The 16949-nt window shown below is 46.5% G+C and carries 14 protein-coding genes; 1 reads left to right on the top strand and 13 read right to left on the bottom strand.

Annotated features, from left to right (window positions below):
* Nucleotides 1-45: 45 nt before the first annotated feature.
* A complete protein-coding gene (locus G4C92_RS11630) occupies nucleotides 46-1566 on the bottom strand; it encodes an ATP-binding protein (protein WP_274940010.1) in 1521 nt (506 codons plus the stop codon).
* 160 nt (nucleotides 1567-1726) lie between these two features.
* On the opposite strand from G4C92_RS11630, the gene G4C92_RS15115 reads away from it, so the two are divergent.
* Entirely contained in the window at nucleotides 1727-3175 is a 1449-nt protein-coding gene (locus G4C92_RS15115; RefSeq protein ID WP_274940009.1) for a DDE-type integrase/transposase/recombinase, read from the top strand.
* 320 nt (nucleotides 3176-3495) lie between these two features.
* Here the strand turns inward: G4C92_RS15115 and G4C92_RS11620 are convergent, their stop codons facing one another.
* From G4C92_RS11620 to brxL, 12 genes are all read right to left on the bottom strand, one after another.
* Nucleotides 3496-3738 carry a DUF3781 domain-containing protein gene (locus G4C92_RS11620; RefSeq protein ID WP_274940008.1) on the bottom strand — a complete coding sequence of 81 codons (243 nt, stop codon included), beginning with the start codon at nucleotides 3736-3738 and terminating at the stop codon, nucleotides 3496-3498.
* Nucleotides 3735-4226, bottom strand: a complete 492-nt coding sequence (locus tag G4C92_RS11615; protein WP_274942005.1) for a GNAT family N-acetyltransferase — start codon at nucleotides 4224-4226, stop codon at nucleotides 3735-3737. The genes G4C92_RS11620 and G4C92_RS11615 overlap by 4 nt, the downstream gene beginning before the upstream one ends.
* 215 nt (nucleotides 4227-4441) lie before the next feature.
* On the bottom strand, nucleotides 4442-5086 hold the full coding sequence (locus tag G4C92_RS11610; RefSeq protein WP_274940007.1) for a hypothetical protein: 645 nt from the start codon (nucleotides 5084-5086) through the stop codon (nucleotides 4442-4444).
* A 26-nt stretch (nucleotides 5087-5112) separates the two neighbouring features.
* Complete coding sequence (locus G4C92_RS11605) at nucleotides 5113-7644, bottom strand: DUF4268 domain-containing protein (protein WP_274940006.1); 2532 nt, start codon at nucleotides 7642-7644, stop codon at nucleotides 5113-5115.
* A 43-nt stretch (nucleotides 7645-7687) separates the two neighbouring features.
* Nucleotides 7688-7909, bottom strand: a complete 222-nt coding sequence (locus tag G4C92_RS11600; protein ID WP_274940005.1) for an ErpK protein — start codon at nucleotides 7907-7909, stop codon at nucleotides 7688-7690.
* A 2-nt stretch (nucleotides 7910-7911) separates the two neighbouring features.
* Nucleotides 7912-9624 (bottom strand): IS1634 family transposase, encoded by a 1713-nt coding sequence (locus tag G4C92_RS11595; RefSeq protein WP_456298663.1) that lies wholly within the window; start codon nucleotides 9622-9624, stop codon nucleotides 7912-7914.
* 211 nt (nucleotides 9625-9835) lie between these two features.
* Complete coding sequence (locus G4C92_RS11590; RefSeq protein ID WP_274940003.1) at nucleotides 9836-10177, bottom strand: hypothetical protein; 342 nt, start codon at nucleotides 10175-10177, stop codon at nucleotides 9836-9838.
* A 12-nt stretch (nucleotides 10178-10189) separates the two neighbouring features.
* Complete coding sequence (gene qatD, locus G4C92_RS11585) at nucleotides 10190-10876, bottom strand: Qat anti-phage system TatD family nuclease QatD (RefSeq protein ID WP_274940002.1); 687 nt, start codon at nucleotides 10874-10876, stop codon at nucleotides 10190-10192.
* A 38-nt stretch (nucleotides 10877-10914) separates the two neighbouring features.
* Entirely contained in the window at nucleotides 10915-12186 is a 1272-nt protein-coding gene (gene qatC / locus G4C92_RS11580) for a Qat anti-phage system QueC-like protein QatC (protein ID WP_274940001.1), read from the bottom strand.
* A complete protein-coding gene (qatB, locus tag G4C92_RS11575; RefSeq protein WP_274940000.1) occupies nucleotides 12183-12977 on the bottom strand; it encodes a Qat anti-phage system associated protein QatB in 795 nt (264 codons plus the stop codon). Before qatB ends, qatC begins: the two co-directional genes overlap by 4 nt.
* 2 nt (nucleotides 12978-12979) lie before the next feature.
* A complete protein-coding gene (locus G4C92_RS11570) occupies nucleotides 12980-14869 on the bottom strand; it encodes a KAP family P-loop NTPase fold protein (protein WP_274939999.1) in 1890 nt (629 codons plus the stop codon).
* A 13-nt stretch (nucleotides 14870-14882) separates the two neighbouring features.
* Entirely contained in the window at nucleotides 14883-16943 is a 2061-nt protein-coding gene (gene brxL / locus G4C92_RS11565) for a protease Lon-related BREX system protein BrxL (RefSeq protein WP_274939998.1), read from the bottom strand.
* Nucleotides 16944-16949 lie beyond the last annotated feature (6 nt).

The raw sequence follows: 16949 nt of genomic DNA, 5'->3' as shown, positions 1-16949 counted from the left end.
GAATAGCGAAAGAATCGCTCCGTCACATCAGTGATACGAATCGTGTCATTGCGATAAATTCAAAATATACCTGCCTTTACCCTGACCGGTAACCGCGATAATGATACCAGCCTTCTTCATCTCGTTAATTATTCTAAGTGCCTTGGATTCCTTGCAATCAAGGATTTTCTGCACATCCTGTGTGCCAATCACCTGATTTTCTCGGAGATCCTCCAGTACTGAAACGATGGCAGCAGATGTGATGGTCGTCATCATCCCATTTTCGCGCAGACTTTTGACATGTTCAATCCATGTGTTTTTTGCTGTAATCCACGGATTCGGCACTTCAATCCTCGCGTTTTCTTCTCCAATCCTCGCGTTTTCAGGTTCAATCCTTGCATTTTCCACTTTCCGCTGATCTCTGTCCGCGCTCATCACCGTCGTTTTGAGGATGAAGGTACTGTTGTTGAAGACAGGATCGGGCAGGCCGATAGCCTCCAACTCCTTGCACATCCGATCAACGCCTTCGCCGTATTCCTTCACATATCCATAATCCTTCAGGAACGCGGCAATTTTCGGATTCCGGGAGAAGTGGGTATAGCGGATGTTTTCTTTCTTCACCATGCCGGCAAGAGTGCCAGGGCTATCCACTTCCAACCGGTCATCAAACATCTTGATCTGGATGTCTGTGCCTTTGATCCCATAATCGCGGTGTGTGGCCGCATTTACCACAATTTCGGTGCGGACAAACTCACTGTATTCTTCCTCTGTGACAAAGATGCCGTCGTGGCCGAGATATGTCTTCTCCTTCATCTGAATCTTGATGAAATCGACCGCCTTTTCTACCTGTTCCAGAATGCGGCCTTCAAAGATCACATCTTTGACCACGTTCATGTCCTTGCCAACCTTTGCCTCTGTGCCATCGTAACGGATAAAGCGAATAAATGCACGCGGGAAAAACAGCTGCGGATTCTTTCCGAACAACAGGATCGCTGCGACAGAAACCTGATCCTTTCCGCCTTTTACCGTAACGAACTTTTTATTCTCCCGGACATATTCCTCAGGAGACTTTGTGTATCCGATACGCTTGCAGTAGCTTCTCACAAATTCCATGTCGAGATCGTCTATGGTGGCGTCTGCAACAGGCTCGTCCTCATAATAACGCACGCCTTTGGCATACATCAGCGCCATGCGGTCATTGAATTCCAGTTTCTTGCTTTTATCTCCGACACGCAGGAATGCCTCGTCCGCCTGATTGACATGAAGCATCGGGCTGGCTTCGATGTGCATCAGAAGCACATGATCCGGTTGCCCCTTGTAGTTGATACATTCCACCATCTCAGTGGTTATCGGAACCGTCGGATTACAAAAATCTATCGGCGTCCGCAGGATTTCATTCAACTGCTCTTCATGATAATCGACACCTTCAATTCTTCGGTGCTTATCTGATATTCCAATGGCGATCGTGCCGCCGTCCGCATTGGCAAAAGCGCAGATGGTATCCGAGAGATCCACAGGCTTGATCTGAATGCTCTTGCGGTCAAATATCTGCTTTTCGTTCATCGAAAGGACTTCTTCAATCGTCATTTGATGTCCTCCTCCGCTTTCTAGGTAGTGTCAAATTCACCACCTGTTTATAGTGCGAATCTCTTGATTTTACGGGAGGTGCAAATAAAAAGAGCATTGTCCTCCCTTTTTGGTATAATGTCAGCGACCAAACCTTCACTACACAAAAGAGGCAATGCTCGTGAACATTATACTTTATCTTCTTCAGTTGTGCCATCAGCTTTATCAGCAAAACTGCTGGCTGGTTAACTTTATCTGCAGATATATCCCGCTTAAGCAGTGGACCTTTGATGATTCCCATTCCCCCAGGTATCAGAAATTCAAGGTGGACCAGCTTCCCAGGATCATCTACCATCACCAGGATTGGGACTGGCAGGATCTCAATCGCTACTACGCGTGGAAATACGGAAAACCCGTTCAGCCTGTCCGCCGCCGCTCTGAGTGCGATATCCCGGAGCATTGCACCTGCCCCGCCTGCAAAGCGCCTCAGCCTTACCTGTACCGTAACAACGGCAAAGCCGGCCAGTTGATGTGCAAGGTCTGCGGAACCCTCTTTTCGCCAGATGAGAACCGTTTCTCCAAAACCCTTTCCCTCAAGTGTCCTTACTGCTCCCATGCGCTGGTTCGTAAGAAAGACCGGAAGCACTTCATCATCCATAAATGCGTGAATCCTAAATGCCCTTACTACCTGCACAACCTTAAGAAGGTTGACAGGGCAGATCTGGACGAGGATTATGGTAAAAACAAGTATAAGCTGCATTACATCTACCGTGAGTTCACGATCGATTTCTTCAAGATGGACATCACCACCCTGCCGAAGAATGCGTCCTCGCTGAAATTCAGCAAAAACAATGCTTATATCATGTCCCTGTGTCTTTCCTACCGGGTGAATCTCGGCCTGTCACTACGCAAAACCGTGCAGGCCCTGAAGGACATCCACGGCATCTCCATATCCCACCAGATGGTTGCCAACTACTGTAAGACTGCCGCCGTCTGCGTGAAACCGTTTGTTGATACATACCCTTACGAAAAGGGCTCTGCCTTTGTTGCTGATGAGACTTACATCAAAGTCCGCGGCATCAAAGGCTTTATCTGGCTGATCATCAATGCGGCAACCCGGGCTGTGATCGGCTATCAGGTATCTGACAGCCGCAGTGTCGGTCCCTGCATCATGGCCATGCGCATGGCCTTTCAGCATCTAAAAAAACTTCCCGGGAACTTCCGTTTCATCGCGGATGGTTATAGTGCCTATCCTCTCGCCGCCCAGCAATTCTTCCATGAGTTTGGTGAGAAGTTCAAGTTTGAGATTACCCAGGTCCTCGGCCTTACAAACGATGATGCTGTTTCTACGGAATTCCGGCCTTATAAGCAGATGATCGAACGTCTCAACCGCACTTATAAGACCTCCTATCGCCCCACTAACGGCTTCAATAACTACGATGGTGCCAACTACGACCTCGCGCTATGGGTGGCTTACTACAACTTTCTGCGGCCGCATAAACTGCATAAATTCCAGCCGCCGGTTCGTAATGACATCATTGCAAACGGCGAAAACATGCCGGGAAAATGGCAGCTGTTGATCTTCCTTGGCCAGCAGACCATTAAAAAGATGCAGGAGGCTGCCGGATAAGCAGAGAGCGGAACCGTTGTCAAGGGAACCGCGGAATACCGGAGCGGCTTCAGCCGCGAGGATATGCCGCGAAAGTCCCTTGACATAAGGTTCACGGATGATCCTCTTGTAAAGGGAAAGGGGCCGCTGCGCCTTTCCCTGCTTCCGGCGAGGACGGGTCTGGGCGGAGCCCAGGATCCGGGTCAAGGGACGAGTCCCTTGCCGGTTCTTAGGGCAGCGCCCTAAGCCCTCGGAGAGCCTTCAGCAGACTATATCTACAGATTTTCAAGGTTCGTTGGAGCCTTTTTCTTTGGCTCTGGGTTTTCATAGATGACTTGACACTACCGCTTTCTATGTGCTGTAATAATCGTGTAGCTGCTTGCGTTTACCGTTATGGCGCAATCATCAATCAGAACATACCAATTTTTTCCCTGACGCTCTATGGCTGCATTTTTATTCAATATCTTCAAACGGCACCACGCTACAGCATCATCGTTGGCAAGTTCAAGGTTTCTCATGATCCGTTTCGCGCCCATTTCCGTCGTATGAAGCTTGGCAATATTCTCTATCAATTCATTGCTCATAGTTCGCACACCATGATGTATTCCTCGGCGTTCTCACTGACCGTCTTAAAACCAAGGTCTGTGTACATCTTCACAGCGTAGTTTGCTTTCTGTACCGCCAGGGATGCACGCTCAAAGCCCTGCCATTTCAGCAGTTCAAGCATCTTCACCATAAGCTGTGATCCGATGCCCTGCCTGCGGTATTCCTTATACAGAGATATCGCAAAGGACGGCGTTTCATCGTCCACATGACCATAATCATCCATGATCCGCGTCCAGACCGCACCGACCACTTTGCCGCAGAAGTCCGCAACAAGGCAGTTGTCGCCCTTCCGAGTACCGAAATCATCGGTGTACACGCGCAGTTCCGGTTTCTCAATGATATCCCGTGCCGGTGGCTCCACGCCTTTCGGTATGAAGATTGCTTCATACAGGAAGTCCTTCAGCAGATCAGTTTCGTCCCTGCGGAGGCTGCGGATCACATAGTTCTTGTGTTTATCGCTCGACATGTGGGCAACGTGTTCATTCCGCAGCTTCCTCCGCATTTCAAGCAGCTGTTTGCCTATCCGCTCCGAATCGTTATCGTTCACGCTGCATATCAGTTCCAGCGTGTCCGGTGTCCAGATATAGCCGTGAGCTTTGTTATAGAGGTACTGCTGGAATTCCTCGTATTCTTTTTTCTTTGGCTGTTTCATAGGCATTCCTGTATTCCGATCCTTCCGCCTCAGTCATTCATCATTGCATCAAACGCTTCAATCTCATCAACCCACACCGGATCATGGCTGGTTTTCTTGTTTTCCGAATGACACTTCGGGCAAAACGCTTCCCGGCAGGAAAAGATGCTTTTGCAGCGAGAGCATTGCCAAGTCACTTCTCCGTTCAAGTGTTCCTGCACCTTCCAATACCCGCGCCGAACCGGTTTCCCGGCATCATCACGGGAGATGACACTATACGCTTTCGATACCGGCTGTGTTTCAATCAGCTTTATATCTTTACGCTTTCCAAGCTGTTCTTTCATACGCTGGCGTTCCAGCTTGTCTGTCACCACAACGGCATGGCCATTGGTAGTCTGCACCGTTTTAACGGAAACATCCATCGGCATCCGCATATCAACGCCGTCAAACAGCTTCCTGTTGGCGCGGTCAGCCTTGCCAATGATCTCTTTAAGCTTCTCCGGCGGGATCGGCACATCCTTTTCTTTATAGACCCGGACTCCGGTAACAATCGCAGGCTTGATCTCATTTCCCGCAGGAACCATCACAACAGTATTGATAGCAATACTGCTGTCATTTGTCCTGTAGGTATAAGGATGCTGACCATGTAGGAAGCAGTCATCCACATAAATGTATTTCTTGCTGAAAAGGCCCATGAGATCACCTGTCTTATTACGTTTTTTTAGGACTGCGCCTCTGTATAAATAGGCTTCAGGTACGGCACAACGATGGTCTCGTACAGTTTGAGTGACCATTTCGCATGGAACTTCGCAATGACCGGCCAATCGTCTTCATTGTCAATGCCTACACCATCAATTTTGTAGTATATCTTGGAAGATTTCTTGTCATCTCCGCGATCCCAGATAAGTTGAACACCGAGAGTCTCCTCAATTTCTGCTTTATGAGCAGCAATAATATCAAAAGCCCGCTTGTTCTCGTCGTTGTCCGCTTTCCCCAGATATACCTCAACTCGTGCGGAATCAAAATTACCCACACAGCAAAGATTGAAACCCTGAATACCGAAGTAGCCGTTTGTCCAGTTTTCTTTCACCGGATTACAGTTGCTGAAAGCTCCACTCTCTGCATTTGCCTCTTTGATAATATCCAACGCGTATGCCCAGAAACTTTTTCTTGTCTCATAACGCGTTCCACTGATTTCTTCATCATCGTCGCCGGCATCGTCATCTCTCAGGTAGAAGACCAGATTTGCAGGATCAAGGTGGTACAACGCGAACAGCCTCTTCAGGATGGAAAGCTTCGTCCATGTGCTGGTGTTGCGTTCAACGTAAATACCGTGCTCAATCTCAATATACCCGCGGAGATCCGTTTTCTTATGGCTCACATACACCGCAAGATCAACGGAACTATCGCTTTCATATGCCAGATTATTCAGAACGGACTTATCTTCAGAGTGCAGCAAGCGTACCACACTCTCAAACATTTCAGCCCAGTTCTTAACGGATTGCTCTAACGTCAAATACGCAAACCGAGCGATCTTACGTCCGGTCAGATCAATTTCATCGTCCAGCGTATAGGAATCCAACTGCTTTTCGATAGGCCGGAAACCGGTAACCGGCGATGCCCAAATCTCCAATGCCCTTTGCTGAACATAATCATTCCGCTGTTCCAGCTCAGCTTCCGTCCACTGGCTCTGCGATCCGATCCACTGGTTCATACGGATACCGCTATCCTTGAATCCGTTTGCCATATCGCGTTTTTCAAGGAAGCTGTTATTGCTGTACTTGGAGTTATAGGCCGTCAGCGTCAGGTTTGCCATCCTATGCAGCCATGTTTCATGAATTCTTTCATAATCCGGCCCAAGTGCTTCCGCCCAAGCCGGTGTCAGATGCTGAGGCATGATATGCTCAATAGAGTAATCGCCGTCATCAAAGTGCCTGTATACGTCCTTATCTTCAATAGTGCCGAAGTTTTCAAAGCGCTCCAGAATATACATCTTGTTCTTTGCGTTCATGGAATAAATCTGCTTTATTCCGAAAGCGTCCGCAAATTCAGCATCTTCAGGGAAACGCGCCCGTTCTTTCTTGGACAGGAGAGCATATTTCAGCTTCTCCACATAGTTATCCGTTGTCCCATCGTAACGGAGCACTTCCTTGTGAAGGAGCAGGAATATCTTATTCAACTGGTTCGTGGGTAACTCGCAGATCGTTCTGCGAAACAGATAGTTCTCCGTCGTCAGGAACACGTCAACCACATCATCCAGCGAAAGCGTCCCTTCCGCCTGCAAACGCAGCACTTCCAGGAAGAAAGGCCTTGTTACGGTAGTTTCCAAACGGTTCAGGCGATAAATGCAGGAGGAAAGGCGTTTGTCAGAGACTTTGCCCGTCAGCAGTATCCTGTACAGCCGAGCATAATTCAGCAGATCAATCAGAAGCGGTTCGATTTCCACATGGTTGTCTTCCACATAGCCTTTGAACGTGAAGTAAATCTTGTTCAAGGACGGCGTGGCCTGCTGCTTTACGCTCAGATAATCACGCACGAAGAGATCGACCTGATAATTGGTATTCTCCTCGATCTTGTTCCAATACTTTTCGTAATATACTTCTTGCTGTCTGGAAGGCTGTCCCATCAGGATATAGTTCCTGATCTTATCACCCTCTGACAAATCAAGACCAGTAGAGTTCAGGCTCTCAAAGATCAACTGCGGATTGTCATCGGAATCAAGACGGATGCTGATGATCTCCAGGCTTCGGATTGCCTGGAACAGTTCATCTATCGTTATCTCTTCCTTCTGGATGCGGTCATAGAAGTAGTTATAGTTTGTTGTCAGGTTAGAGCCACCGATATGTTCAGTCTCTTCGTCAAAGAGCTTCCCAAAAGCCTTCCGGTCATTCTTAATCGGTTTCAGCTTTATACGGGTTTCTTCCGGCTGATACTTATCAACCAAATAATCTTCATAGATACGGTCACTGAGGCGGCTGTCAGACGGCGCTACTTTTCCCTGGCGGATCAGATTGTACATAGCAAGCAGAAGCAGCGACACCGTAGTAAGACGCTGCTGCCCATCTATGATCTGATATTCCTCATTGTCGCCATCCGGATTATAGGTGGATACAATGCTGCCAAAGAAATGATTCTTCCTTTTGTTCCGAATCACCTTTACCAGATCATCATAGAGCTGCTTGCAGTTCTCGATCTTCCAGTCATAGTTTCTCTGGTATACCGGAATAACGAATCGCTTGTCCGCGCCTTCCATATTGTGAACTTCCTGAAAAATTAACTCTCGACGGCTCCCTGAGTTATTCCTGAGAGTCATCGGCGGTGAGAAAATCCATGATCTCCTCAAATGAGCGGTTGCTATGCTCGATTGCCTGAAGCAGTTCCTTGTTGTGTAACTCATCGCGTTTTTTCATCAGCTGATTGAGCTGCTCGAGTTCAGCTTCGTACTTATCCTTGGCTTTGGAAACGACCAGCTTCTGCTGTTCGATCTTGTCATCGATACTGATTCTTCTGCGTGCCATGGTTATGCCTCCTTCGCAATGAAAGACTTCAGATCATCGTTGATTTCTACTGCCTGTTTCCTGACATTTGCTTCGGTTAATCCGAATGCTTTCAGAATAGACTTCTGGGTCGCAGTCACTGAGTAATCCAGATAGTATTCGCGGTCAGGCTGGCGCACGATCTCGATCTTTTCAAGTTCACGGATTGCGGCAGGCACCGTCATGTAGTTTTCTTTATGATGAGTTTTCAACATTTGTTCCTTCAGCAGGAAATGCATTCGATTTCGGATGATCAGAGCTACAAACTCAATGAAGATCTTTGCGTGCAGCGCCTCGTTGGTCTGGCAGCGCATTGTTCTGTCTCCAAGGAATGTTTTATCTTCCCGGAACATTTTTTCAGATGCATCCCGGCTCTTATAAAGATCCAGCGCCTCTGCCGCATCCATCTTTTCGGATGTGATGATAACAAAGTAACCACATAGGGCGATTTCTTCATCGATAACATTGTAACGCTCACGGTCATACATGAACTTTTCATCATCTTGACCTTCATGGTAGTAGATCAGGTCGAAATACTTGCGGAACTCATGCCCAAGGTCAAGCTTCATGCCTTGATGTTCCTGAAGATACAGGGACATCCGGTCGATCTTTTCTTCAAAGAGCTCACGTTCGGAAGTCTGCTTCCGTTCGTTGTAGTAGATGTGGAAGTAGCGCTCCTTCTCATCGGAAGGATACAGATGGTGCTTCACTGTAATGCCATTAACCCTGTAGTCACGAAGGCTGTATTCGCGCTTTTCCTCAAAGCTGCCTTTAACTGACAGAACAAGATCACGGACAAGTGATTTCATTCCTTTCATCATGATAATGAACTCGTAACCGTTCTTATCCATGAAGTGAATGTTTTCCTTGCTGAAATATCCACGGTCAAGAATAAATCCGACCTGACGGTAGCCGTAACCTTTTGCTTTCAGAAGCATTATCTGAAGCTGAGACACATCAACAATGCTTCCGGGATACTCTTCATAATAAAGAGGCTCAGAGTTATTGTGATCGTAAGCAATCGAGTAGTTAAGTACCGGCTTTCCATTGTCATCTTTGGGATGGCCGATCTCAACATATTCAAGATCACCGGCCTGGCAGTTCTTGTTGGTTGAGTCGTAAGTAATGTAGATCTTTTCCCGGTGATCATGCCTGCTGTTCCATTCATTCTGGAAAGCAATGCACTGATCCCGTGTGATGTCGTTGATGAAAGAAGATACCTTCGAATCACTGTACAGTTTCATCTGCCGCGTAAAAAGCGGATGGTTGTAGGCGTAATCCGGATAGTACTGACCGGCATTATTCTCCGTGACAATGGAGTATGCTGCAAGATCAAGGAAAAGACCTGCGTCCTTTCCAATCAGCCGCCCAATGATCTCATCCAGATGATAACCGGCGATAATCTTGCGTATAACAAGAAACGCCCCAATGCGCAGGCATGCACTTCGATCAGATGTTTCGTTAACCTGCGGAAGTTCTGCTTCCGGAAAGTATTTTAGGAAGTTTGTATTGGGATACATCGTCTCGGACGAAGCATTCAGGCACTTTCCGATCGTTGTGTTTTTCGGAACGGAATAATGTTTTTCCGAACTGTATTTGCGATCGTAAGCATAGTAAATATAGGTTATTCCACGGATCGTTTTCCGGGTGATCCCATGCTTGGAATCCGGTATTTTGACCTCGTAATCGAGATACACGGTGCCCTCCTAACGAGAGTTAATTAACTCTCCATTATTATAGCACCAACCACGAAAAATGATCACCTAAAATGCAAGTTTTTGGCTTAAAATCAACCTTTCTGGAGTCGAGAAAGATCACGATTCAGAAACGAGAGTTAATAATCGAGGAAGTTCACACATATACTTTATCAGCTTTGTCTCTGAGCCTTTCATAACGCTGCCTCTCTTCCTATTCCTGAATTACTTCCAGATAATGCACCGGTTTCCCGGCGGCAATAGCATAATCAATTTCTGATCGTGTACTGGAGCCGATATAGCCGCCAACATTGATAACAAATATCTCGTCTGCCATGTCGATCTTGCGCTTATGCATATCGTCCAGCATCTCTTTAGTTTTTGTCAGAGTACCCTCGTCCATGTTTTCCCAAACTTCGTTATCCCCGGAATGACCGAAGAGGCCGACGCTGATCACAATATTTCCTTCCAGCGTTAGCCGCTTCTGTGCTTCCATGAATTCATCCTTGAAACGGGTGCTACCGCAGAGGGTGATTACTTTATAGTTTCCTTGCATATCAACATGTTCCTACCTTGTGTTGATTAAGGCTTGTAGATTCCTATGCATCAATTCGTTCATCTTATCGAACGTCATGTTGTTTTCTTTTGCTAAATATGATGTCACTGTTGTATCCCACGGCATATATGGCACCCCATCTTTTTGTGTAAATGGAGCGTCCGTTTCTGGAAGCACCCTATCAAGCGGTATGCAGCTGATCACCTTTTTCCCGGTAGCGGTAAAACACATATTGGGATTAACACTGAACCAACAGCCAAGTTCAACTGCTTTTTCCGCATCTTTAACGCTTCCAGTAAACCAATGAAGTACTGCGACATAATTTCCTTCATGTTTCCCAAGAATTTGCAGCACCTCTTTTACTGCTCCTCTGGAATGGACGCTTAAGACCTTTCCTCTACAAACAGCAGCGTTATAAACCACTTCATCAAAGAACTCTATCTGCTCAGAAATTGATTGTTTCGCTCTCTGTGACCCGTCTATACCGATTTCCCCAAGGAATCTAACAGACCTCATTTGTTCAAAATACAACTCTTTTTCCGATGAACGCTGTTTTACCAGTTCAGGATGAAATCCAAGTGCAACTCTTACATTATCTGATCCCCGGAAATACTGCGAAGTTTTGACATACGCTCTGGGACTGGTGGTGACTGCAAGCACCTCCGTTTTCCTGCTTTTAACTTCGGCAAATACTTTCATAGGATCTGCGTACAAATCCAAATGACAGTGGAAATCGATCATAATACATCATGCTCCATCAAAAGCATCCTGATTTCTTCTAACCCGCGGCTCACAACACCCAGATACCCGTTTCTTTCGGTCGAATCGCAAAATGACAAAGCCGACTTAACGAATCTCTCAATCCCATGATTTTGAACTTCTATACACGCCATTGCCGCTGCCGCAACATCTTGGGAATCGGAGCCTTTTAGTGACTCAACACAATAGCCATTCTCAGTATCATCCTCTAATCCAGCCTTTAGAAATGCGGCTCTTCTGACCAAACACGGAACGCATTCACCGCAATGTCGCAATCCATGCCTCTGATACTTGCCGCAACTTGTCGAACCGAATATGAGACTTCTCATCATTTCCTGATTCTTGCATTCGACAAGGACTTCACCCTTTGTTTTATATTTGTAGGGCAGAACAAGATCAACCTTTAAATCCATATCGTCCCATATGTTCTGAAGCATTCGCATATAGATAGGGTGCGTTGTTTTTGTGCTAAGGCTGCCAATCCGCATATGATCAAGCGGGATGTTAAGGCTTATATAACCATTTTCCGGAACAAATATTTCTTTGCGGCCGTCTTCGTTATAATCAATGCCACATGATGCCAGAAGAGCATAAGCAAAAAAGATTATTGATCGCGCCCTTGTGGAGTTCTCTGTCCTTCCATGCTTTTTTACACTATTGCTCCATTGACATAGATTATCTTCTCCAACAGCCGCAGCATAAGCGCGCTGATGCTCTGCGTCTCCTCTAACGATCTGGGAAAGGAATAGCGGATTTCGTCCTTCCTCATGAAGATCAATGGCACCTACAAGGCTATCCATTCCTCCTGAGAGCAAACAGACGCAATCATTGCTTCTCAATGGATAATCCTTTTCGGGGCATATTGGTATATCAAGCTTTTCAAAATGTATAGTCCAGAAATCCCCCGTTAGAAAGCGGAGCATCTCTTCAAGTTGTTTTTTCTCTTGTAGCCACTTATCGTACTCATGAACATATACTGTCAGCTCAATTTGCCGCGTCCATCCATCAGCACATTCGCTTCTTAATACAGCCTTGTCCGCAGAAACAACACCCAAAGCTATCATTAGAAAGTCAAACGCAGGCACTGACGGATGTATTTGGGATCTGCGCATCTCTTTAAGGATTTGCACCCCAACATGTCCTACATTCGTACGATTTTCTTCGGGCGTAGAGAACACTTCAAAATATAATGCGCCATCATCGTAATCTGAGGGTTTACAACAGCGCGGATAACAAATGACTTTACTCATACCTCAACCTCAAATACCTCGAATGTATTTTTTATCGTATCTTGAAAGAGTTGATTCATGTCCACATTTTGATCCGCCGTTTTTCTCAGTGCATCCATCTGTATTGCAATTTCCGATTGAATATACTCTCGCATATCATTCAGTCTTGTTACACGGTCAACATATGGAACATCCTGCTTTTCAAAGGCCTGACCAATATCCATCTGTATCCTGTTAAAAGCCTCATTGCCAAGATATATTGCCGTTAATGACCAAATCTGATCATCGCTCAAATTACCGAAATCAGCATCTGGATTCTGATCCATAAACTCGCTTAATGCGGATGTTCCTGAATCACGGCAGGATACTTCATCAACACTTCCGCCTTTTGGACATACATGACCCACTATGGCATCAATTATTTCAGATGCGTCTGCTCCGCGATTTTTGAGCTCCGATATCTCTTTTCCTAAAGAAAAAGTAGTATCATCTCTGAGAGAGCGGAAAGTGTTGAAGAAGTTTGATGCGGTTTTGGTTGATGTGCGCATCCTGCGTGCAACATTTTGCGCTCCGCCCATTCCAGTTTTTGAGTAATGCCCTAACGATCTCCGCGCAGAATCTCTACTACCGGAACGGACATATTCTCCCATGCTTCTTCGCGCACTTCCAAACCGCGCTTTCGGAGCAATTCCTATAGCGGTATTCACATTGCTATTCTGATTGTCTTGTCCAGGAACATCAATATCATCAAGCCATGGCGGATCAAAAGAAACGCCTGCTCCTGGTCCTTTACTTGAAGCGGAAGTTCCCATGCTTATCCCCTCGATTTCTTCGGTACTATAGCATTTTTAGTTGTCGTGGGCGTTTCCGGATCATTTAACCACTTATCCAGCAACCCCTTGGCCCATTCTTTTTCTTTGATCAGAGCCACCATCGCAGGTTTAATAGATTTCGATGGAATCTCACCTAACGCCAACGCCAGCTTATCACCTATAGAAGGATATGCCTCCGTAATATGTATTGCTGCACATACGGTATCCACATTCCACTGATTACCCCTGCCGATTCGAGCAAGTTGATTTAGCAGCAATGTGGATTCCATCTCGCCAAGACCCTTAATCTTATTTATGAGGTCTTGGCTTACCGGCCCATTTTTCACTACTTTCAGAGCTTCTAAGATTTTCTTTCCTTCAGGCGACAGCTCATCATATGCAGCAAATGGCATTGATCTATCTTTGCTCAAATAAATCAACGGACGCAAATCCATCTCGCCTAAAGCAGGTGACAACAACAACCATTTCTTTATGAAATCAGTCTCCCAGTTTGTGTCAGGAGCCTTGTATTCATTACCGGTTGCCAAACTATCTTCCAATTCTTTTATAAAGTTCGGTTTTCCGTCCTCATCTTTTAAGACTTGCTGAGACAAGTAGTCAAAAGCCCCTGCCGATGCACATCTTTCAAAGAGTAGCATCTTGATAAGAAGCCCCGGATCAACTGTAATACCGTTAAATGTTGCAACTTTCTTGCGGATTTCCAGTGAGTTCATGAACCTTTTTATTAACCTTGGATTTCCCTTAATGTTGTCTGCCGTCGCAAGAATACCAGCCAACTGGTCTGCCAAAGAGACATATCCTGAAAGCCCCTCCAAAGTGATATCTTTCAGAGCTTTCTCGATAGTCTCCTTGGTTACGGGAGTTTGCCATGCGCCAGAGAGCAAGTCATTTAGCTTCTTCTGGGCGTCAGTTAGTATCTTTTCATCCAGATTGTTCTTTCTGATATCTGCCTCGATATATAGAAGGACAATGTATACTTTGATTTCAGCAACACCCAAACGCGGAACAGTAATCGGCACCTGTATTAGCTTATCGAAATAGCTTGTGATTAAGCCTTCGGATAATTCGACGTCTCCAAAATGTGCTCGGACACCGTTCCGGATCATCTGTTCATCTGCTGCAATGATAAAAGCAGTTCTATCGACAAACAGCAAAAGTCTCATAGCCTCAAGCGTTGAAACGGCAGTTTCCGGCAAACATCTGTCCAGATCGTCAACCAATACCACTAATTTCACATTGAGTTTTTCTAAGAGCTCCTGGAATTCCTTTCGGAGTCCTTCAATTTGCTCAGTTGCTGGTTTTGCCGCTTCGGCTTTTAAGAGTTCCCTCACTTCAGGCGCAAGTTTCTCAAAAGCACTGTTAACAGCCTCGCTGTTTGCCGTTGCTTCTTCTGGATTACCTATACTATTGGAAATAGCGGAAACAAGACCTCCGATTGCACCTACCGCATTAACTCCAGGAATAAAACCGGCGATAAGCGGAAGTGCTAATTTAGAAACCTGAAACCAGCTTATCCTTTTGGTGAACTTTTTCAATTTCTCCCAAGCACCATCTCCTTCAGGTATTTTCCGCTTTTTCATTTCTGAAGACAGCTTTTTGGAAACTGATTGTAACAGAGCGGCTCTGGCATCGTCATATCCCTGATAAAGCCAAGCATTGAACTCTAAAAAGATATAGCTTTCACCTTTCTCATCGCGGTTCTTCAAATCCTGTCCGATCATCTTTACCATCGATGATTTTCCTGAACCCCAACTTCCTGAAACACCTATAGATATTGGGCTCTTTCCCGATTCAACAATCATATCCGCAACCGCTTGGGAAACAACAGAAAAATGCAGATAGTCTGTTGAAGTCTCTATATCATTCCACATTATAAAATCCTCCTTATTCCACTCCCAGCGCCTTATATACCGCGTCCTCGGCGCTGCTATAGAAAATCAGGTTGAAGCATCCGACCAGTTCTGCAGGAACTGTGCCGAGATCACCGGCAGAAGTGATCGGCAGCAACACCTTCTTCGCTCCAGAATCCAGGCAGACTTGCAGCGCATTTGCAAGCTCATCTACCTTAATGATGGTTCCACTGATGCTGATCTCACCCAGCACGGCCAGAGAGCTTACGGTCGGTTTGCTCAAAGCAATAGAGCTGAGTGCGATCAGCGTCGGCAGTGCCAGCTTGTTGGTCATCCCGATGCCCTGTAAATCCTGATAATTTACGATGTAATCCTTTGAGGTCGTGCTGATGCTGCCGCTGATCCGGTTCCCGTTTGCTTTCAGGAAGCTGAATGCTGTATTGGAAGCCTCCCTGCATTCCCGATCCGAACCGAGACCGGTACGGTCAAACTTGCCGTTGCCCGGAAGCATCTGCGATTCCAAACGGAACACGCCGATCATGCCGGACTTTCCACGAGATACGGTATAGACCTGGCCCGGATTGCACATTCCTTCCGGTATCAGCTTTCCGCCGCCCTGTTCCGGAACAGAAACGTAGTGCTCCTCAAAAGAATCATTGTCGATGTAGGAGAAGTTCACATCATAGAACTCCATACCGCCGAGCTTTTTCAGCTGTTCCTTTACACGTCGGCGCATTTCAAGCGCAATCGTCAGAATCTCTTCGATCTGTTCTTTGTCGAATACTCCATCCGGATAGAGCAGCTTCACATAGGCGTCAACCATCTTTCGCACAGCGATGGTATCTCTCTGATTCAGGTTCTTCCCCAAGCGGAAATACTTATCCAGAGCATCCCCATACTGTTCTTTCCGCAGCTCACGAATGAACTCTGATAAATAGTCCGTGATAAAGCCATAGTCATCCGTGAAATGTTCCGGACGGAACTTCGGAATTTCCCAGCCAGGAATATAGCAGTGCATACGATCCAGGAACGCCGTATCTGTAGCCATTTCAGGCGGGAACGGGTCAAACAGGCTGCTGGTTTTCAGAAGGACATCCACGCTCTGATTGATGTTTCCGACAAAGACCATGGATGCGGAGGCTGCCTTTTCTTCCTTGCCGCGGGCAAAGGAACCGGATGCCATGTAGTCTTTCATGATCTGCACGCCGTCTTTATCCTTGAAATGAATCCCGGCAACCTCATCAAACGCTACACAATCCCAAAGGCCGACAAGCCCCACCTGCTTCCTTGCCATGTTATAGAACAAATTGGCAACGGTAGTCTGCCCACCGGACACAAGGATGCTGTTCGGAGATATTTCTTTATACAGGTGAGACTTGCCCGTGCTTCTTGGGCCGAGCTCACACAGGTTAAAGTTGTTCTCAATGAGCGGCAGCATTCTGGTCAGAAGCAGCCATTTCTCACGGTACTCCAGTTCGTCCGGCTCCATACCGATGGAACGCAGCAATACATCGATCCATTCCTCTTTGGAGAAGGCTTTCCGGCCTTCTTTCAGTTCATTGATATCCACATGGGGCATCTGGATCGGAGTCAGCTTACGGATATGAATCGGTGTTCCATTCCGTTCTTCTTCGATGAACTCATAGTCCAGCTGAACGATGCACCAGATACCACCGCAGAGAAGCCGGTCATATTTTGTCGGGTATTCCTCGTCAATCGGAATACCTTTTAAGCCAAGGTTAGAGAAATCGGAGACATAGCAGTCATGTTTAATATCCAGATTCACCGTGATCATATCAATGACGGTGTGGCTGCCGCGCTGGCGGAGGACAGACAGAATCTTCTGAGCCTCATCAGGCCGCACGAAATTATCAGCAAGGATGCGTTTTACATTCTCAACGCCTTGCTCAATGATCTCAGGATCGTCTGAACTGCAATACTGACCGAGAAGGAACTCCAGCACATACACCGGAACGTTGGCTCCCTCTTTGATCTTCTTCGTCAGATCCTTCCGCACGATCTTGCCGTCAAAATACTGACGGAGCTTATTCTTCAGGACAGTTCTTCTGTCATCGGTCTCAAAGAATTCCGACATACTCTT

The organism is Chordicoccus furentiruminis (genome assembly GCF_019355395.1).
In the GTDB taxonomy this organism is placed as follows: domain Bacteria; phylum Bacillota; class Clostridia; order Lachnospirales; family Lachnospiraceae; genus Chordicoccus; species Chordicoccus furentiruminis.
This window is presented reverse-complemented; position numbering and strand designations above follow the sequence as displayed.

Excerpts from the sequence above, each read along its gene's own strand:
- G4C92_RS11600 (WP_274940005.1), bottom strand. The coding sequence starts at position 7,909 with ATGGCACGCAGAAGAATCAGTATCGATGACAAGATCGAACAGCAGAAG.
- qatB (WP_274940000.1), bottom strand. The coding sequence starts at position 12,977 with ATGGGAACTTCCGCTTCAAGTAAAGGACCAGGAGCAGGCGTTTCTTTT.
- G4C92_RS11615 (WP_274942005.1), bottom strand. The coding sequence starts at position 4,226 with ATGTCGAGCGATAAACACAAGAACTATGTGATCCGCAGCCTCCGCAGG.
- G4C92_RS11610 (WP_274940007.1), bottom strand. The coding sequence starts at position 5,086 with ATGGGCCTTTTCAGCAAGAAATACATTTATGTGGATGACTGCTTCCTA.
- qatC (WP_274940001.1), bottom strand. The coding sequence starts at position 12,186 with ATGAGTAAAGTCATTTGTTATCCGCGCTGTTGTAAACCCTCAGATTAC.
- G4C92_RS11605 (WP_274940006.1), bottom strand. The coding sequence starts at position 7,644 with ATGGAAGGCGCGGACAAGCGATTCGTTATTCCGGTATACCAGAGAAAC.
- G4C92_RS11630 (WP_274940010.1), bottom strand. The coding sequence starts at position 1,566 with ATGACGATTGAAGAAGTCCTTTCGATGAACGAAAAGCAGATATTTGAC.
- G4C92_RS11590 (WP_274940003.1), bottom strand. The coding sequence starts at position 10,177 with ATGCAAGGAAACTATAAAGTAATCACCCTCTGCGGTAGCACCCGTTTC.
- G4C92_RS11620 (WP_274940008.1), bottom strand. The coding sequence starts at position 3,738 with ATGAGCAATGAATTGATAGAGAATATTGCCAAGCTTCATACGACGGAA.
- G4C92_RS11570 (WP_274939999.1), bottom strand. The coding sequence starts at position 14,869 with ATGTGGAATGATATAGAGACTTCAACAGACTATCTGCATTTTTCTGTT.
- qatD (WP_274940002.1), bottom strand. The coding sequence starts at position 10,876 with ATGAAAGTATTTGCCGAAGTTAAAAGCAGGAAAACGGAGGTGCTTGCA.
- brxL (WP_274939998.1), bottom strand. The coding sequence starts at position 16,943 with ATGTCGGAATTCTTTGAGACCGATGACAGAAGAACTGTCCTGAAGAAT.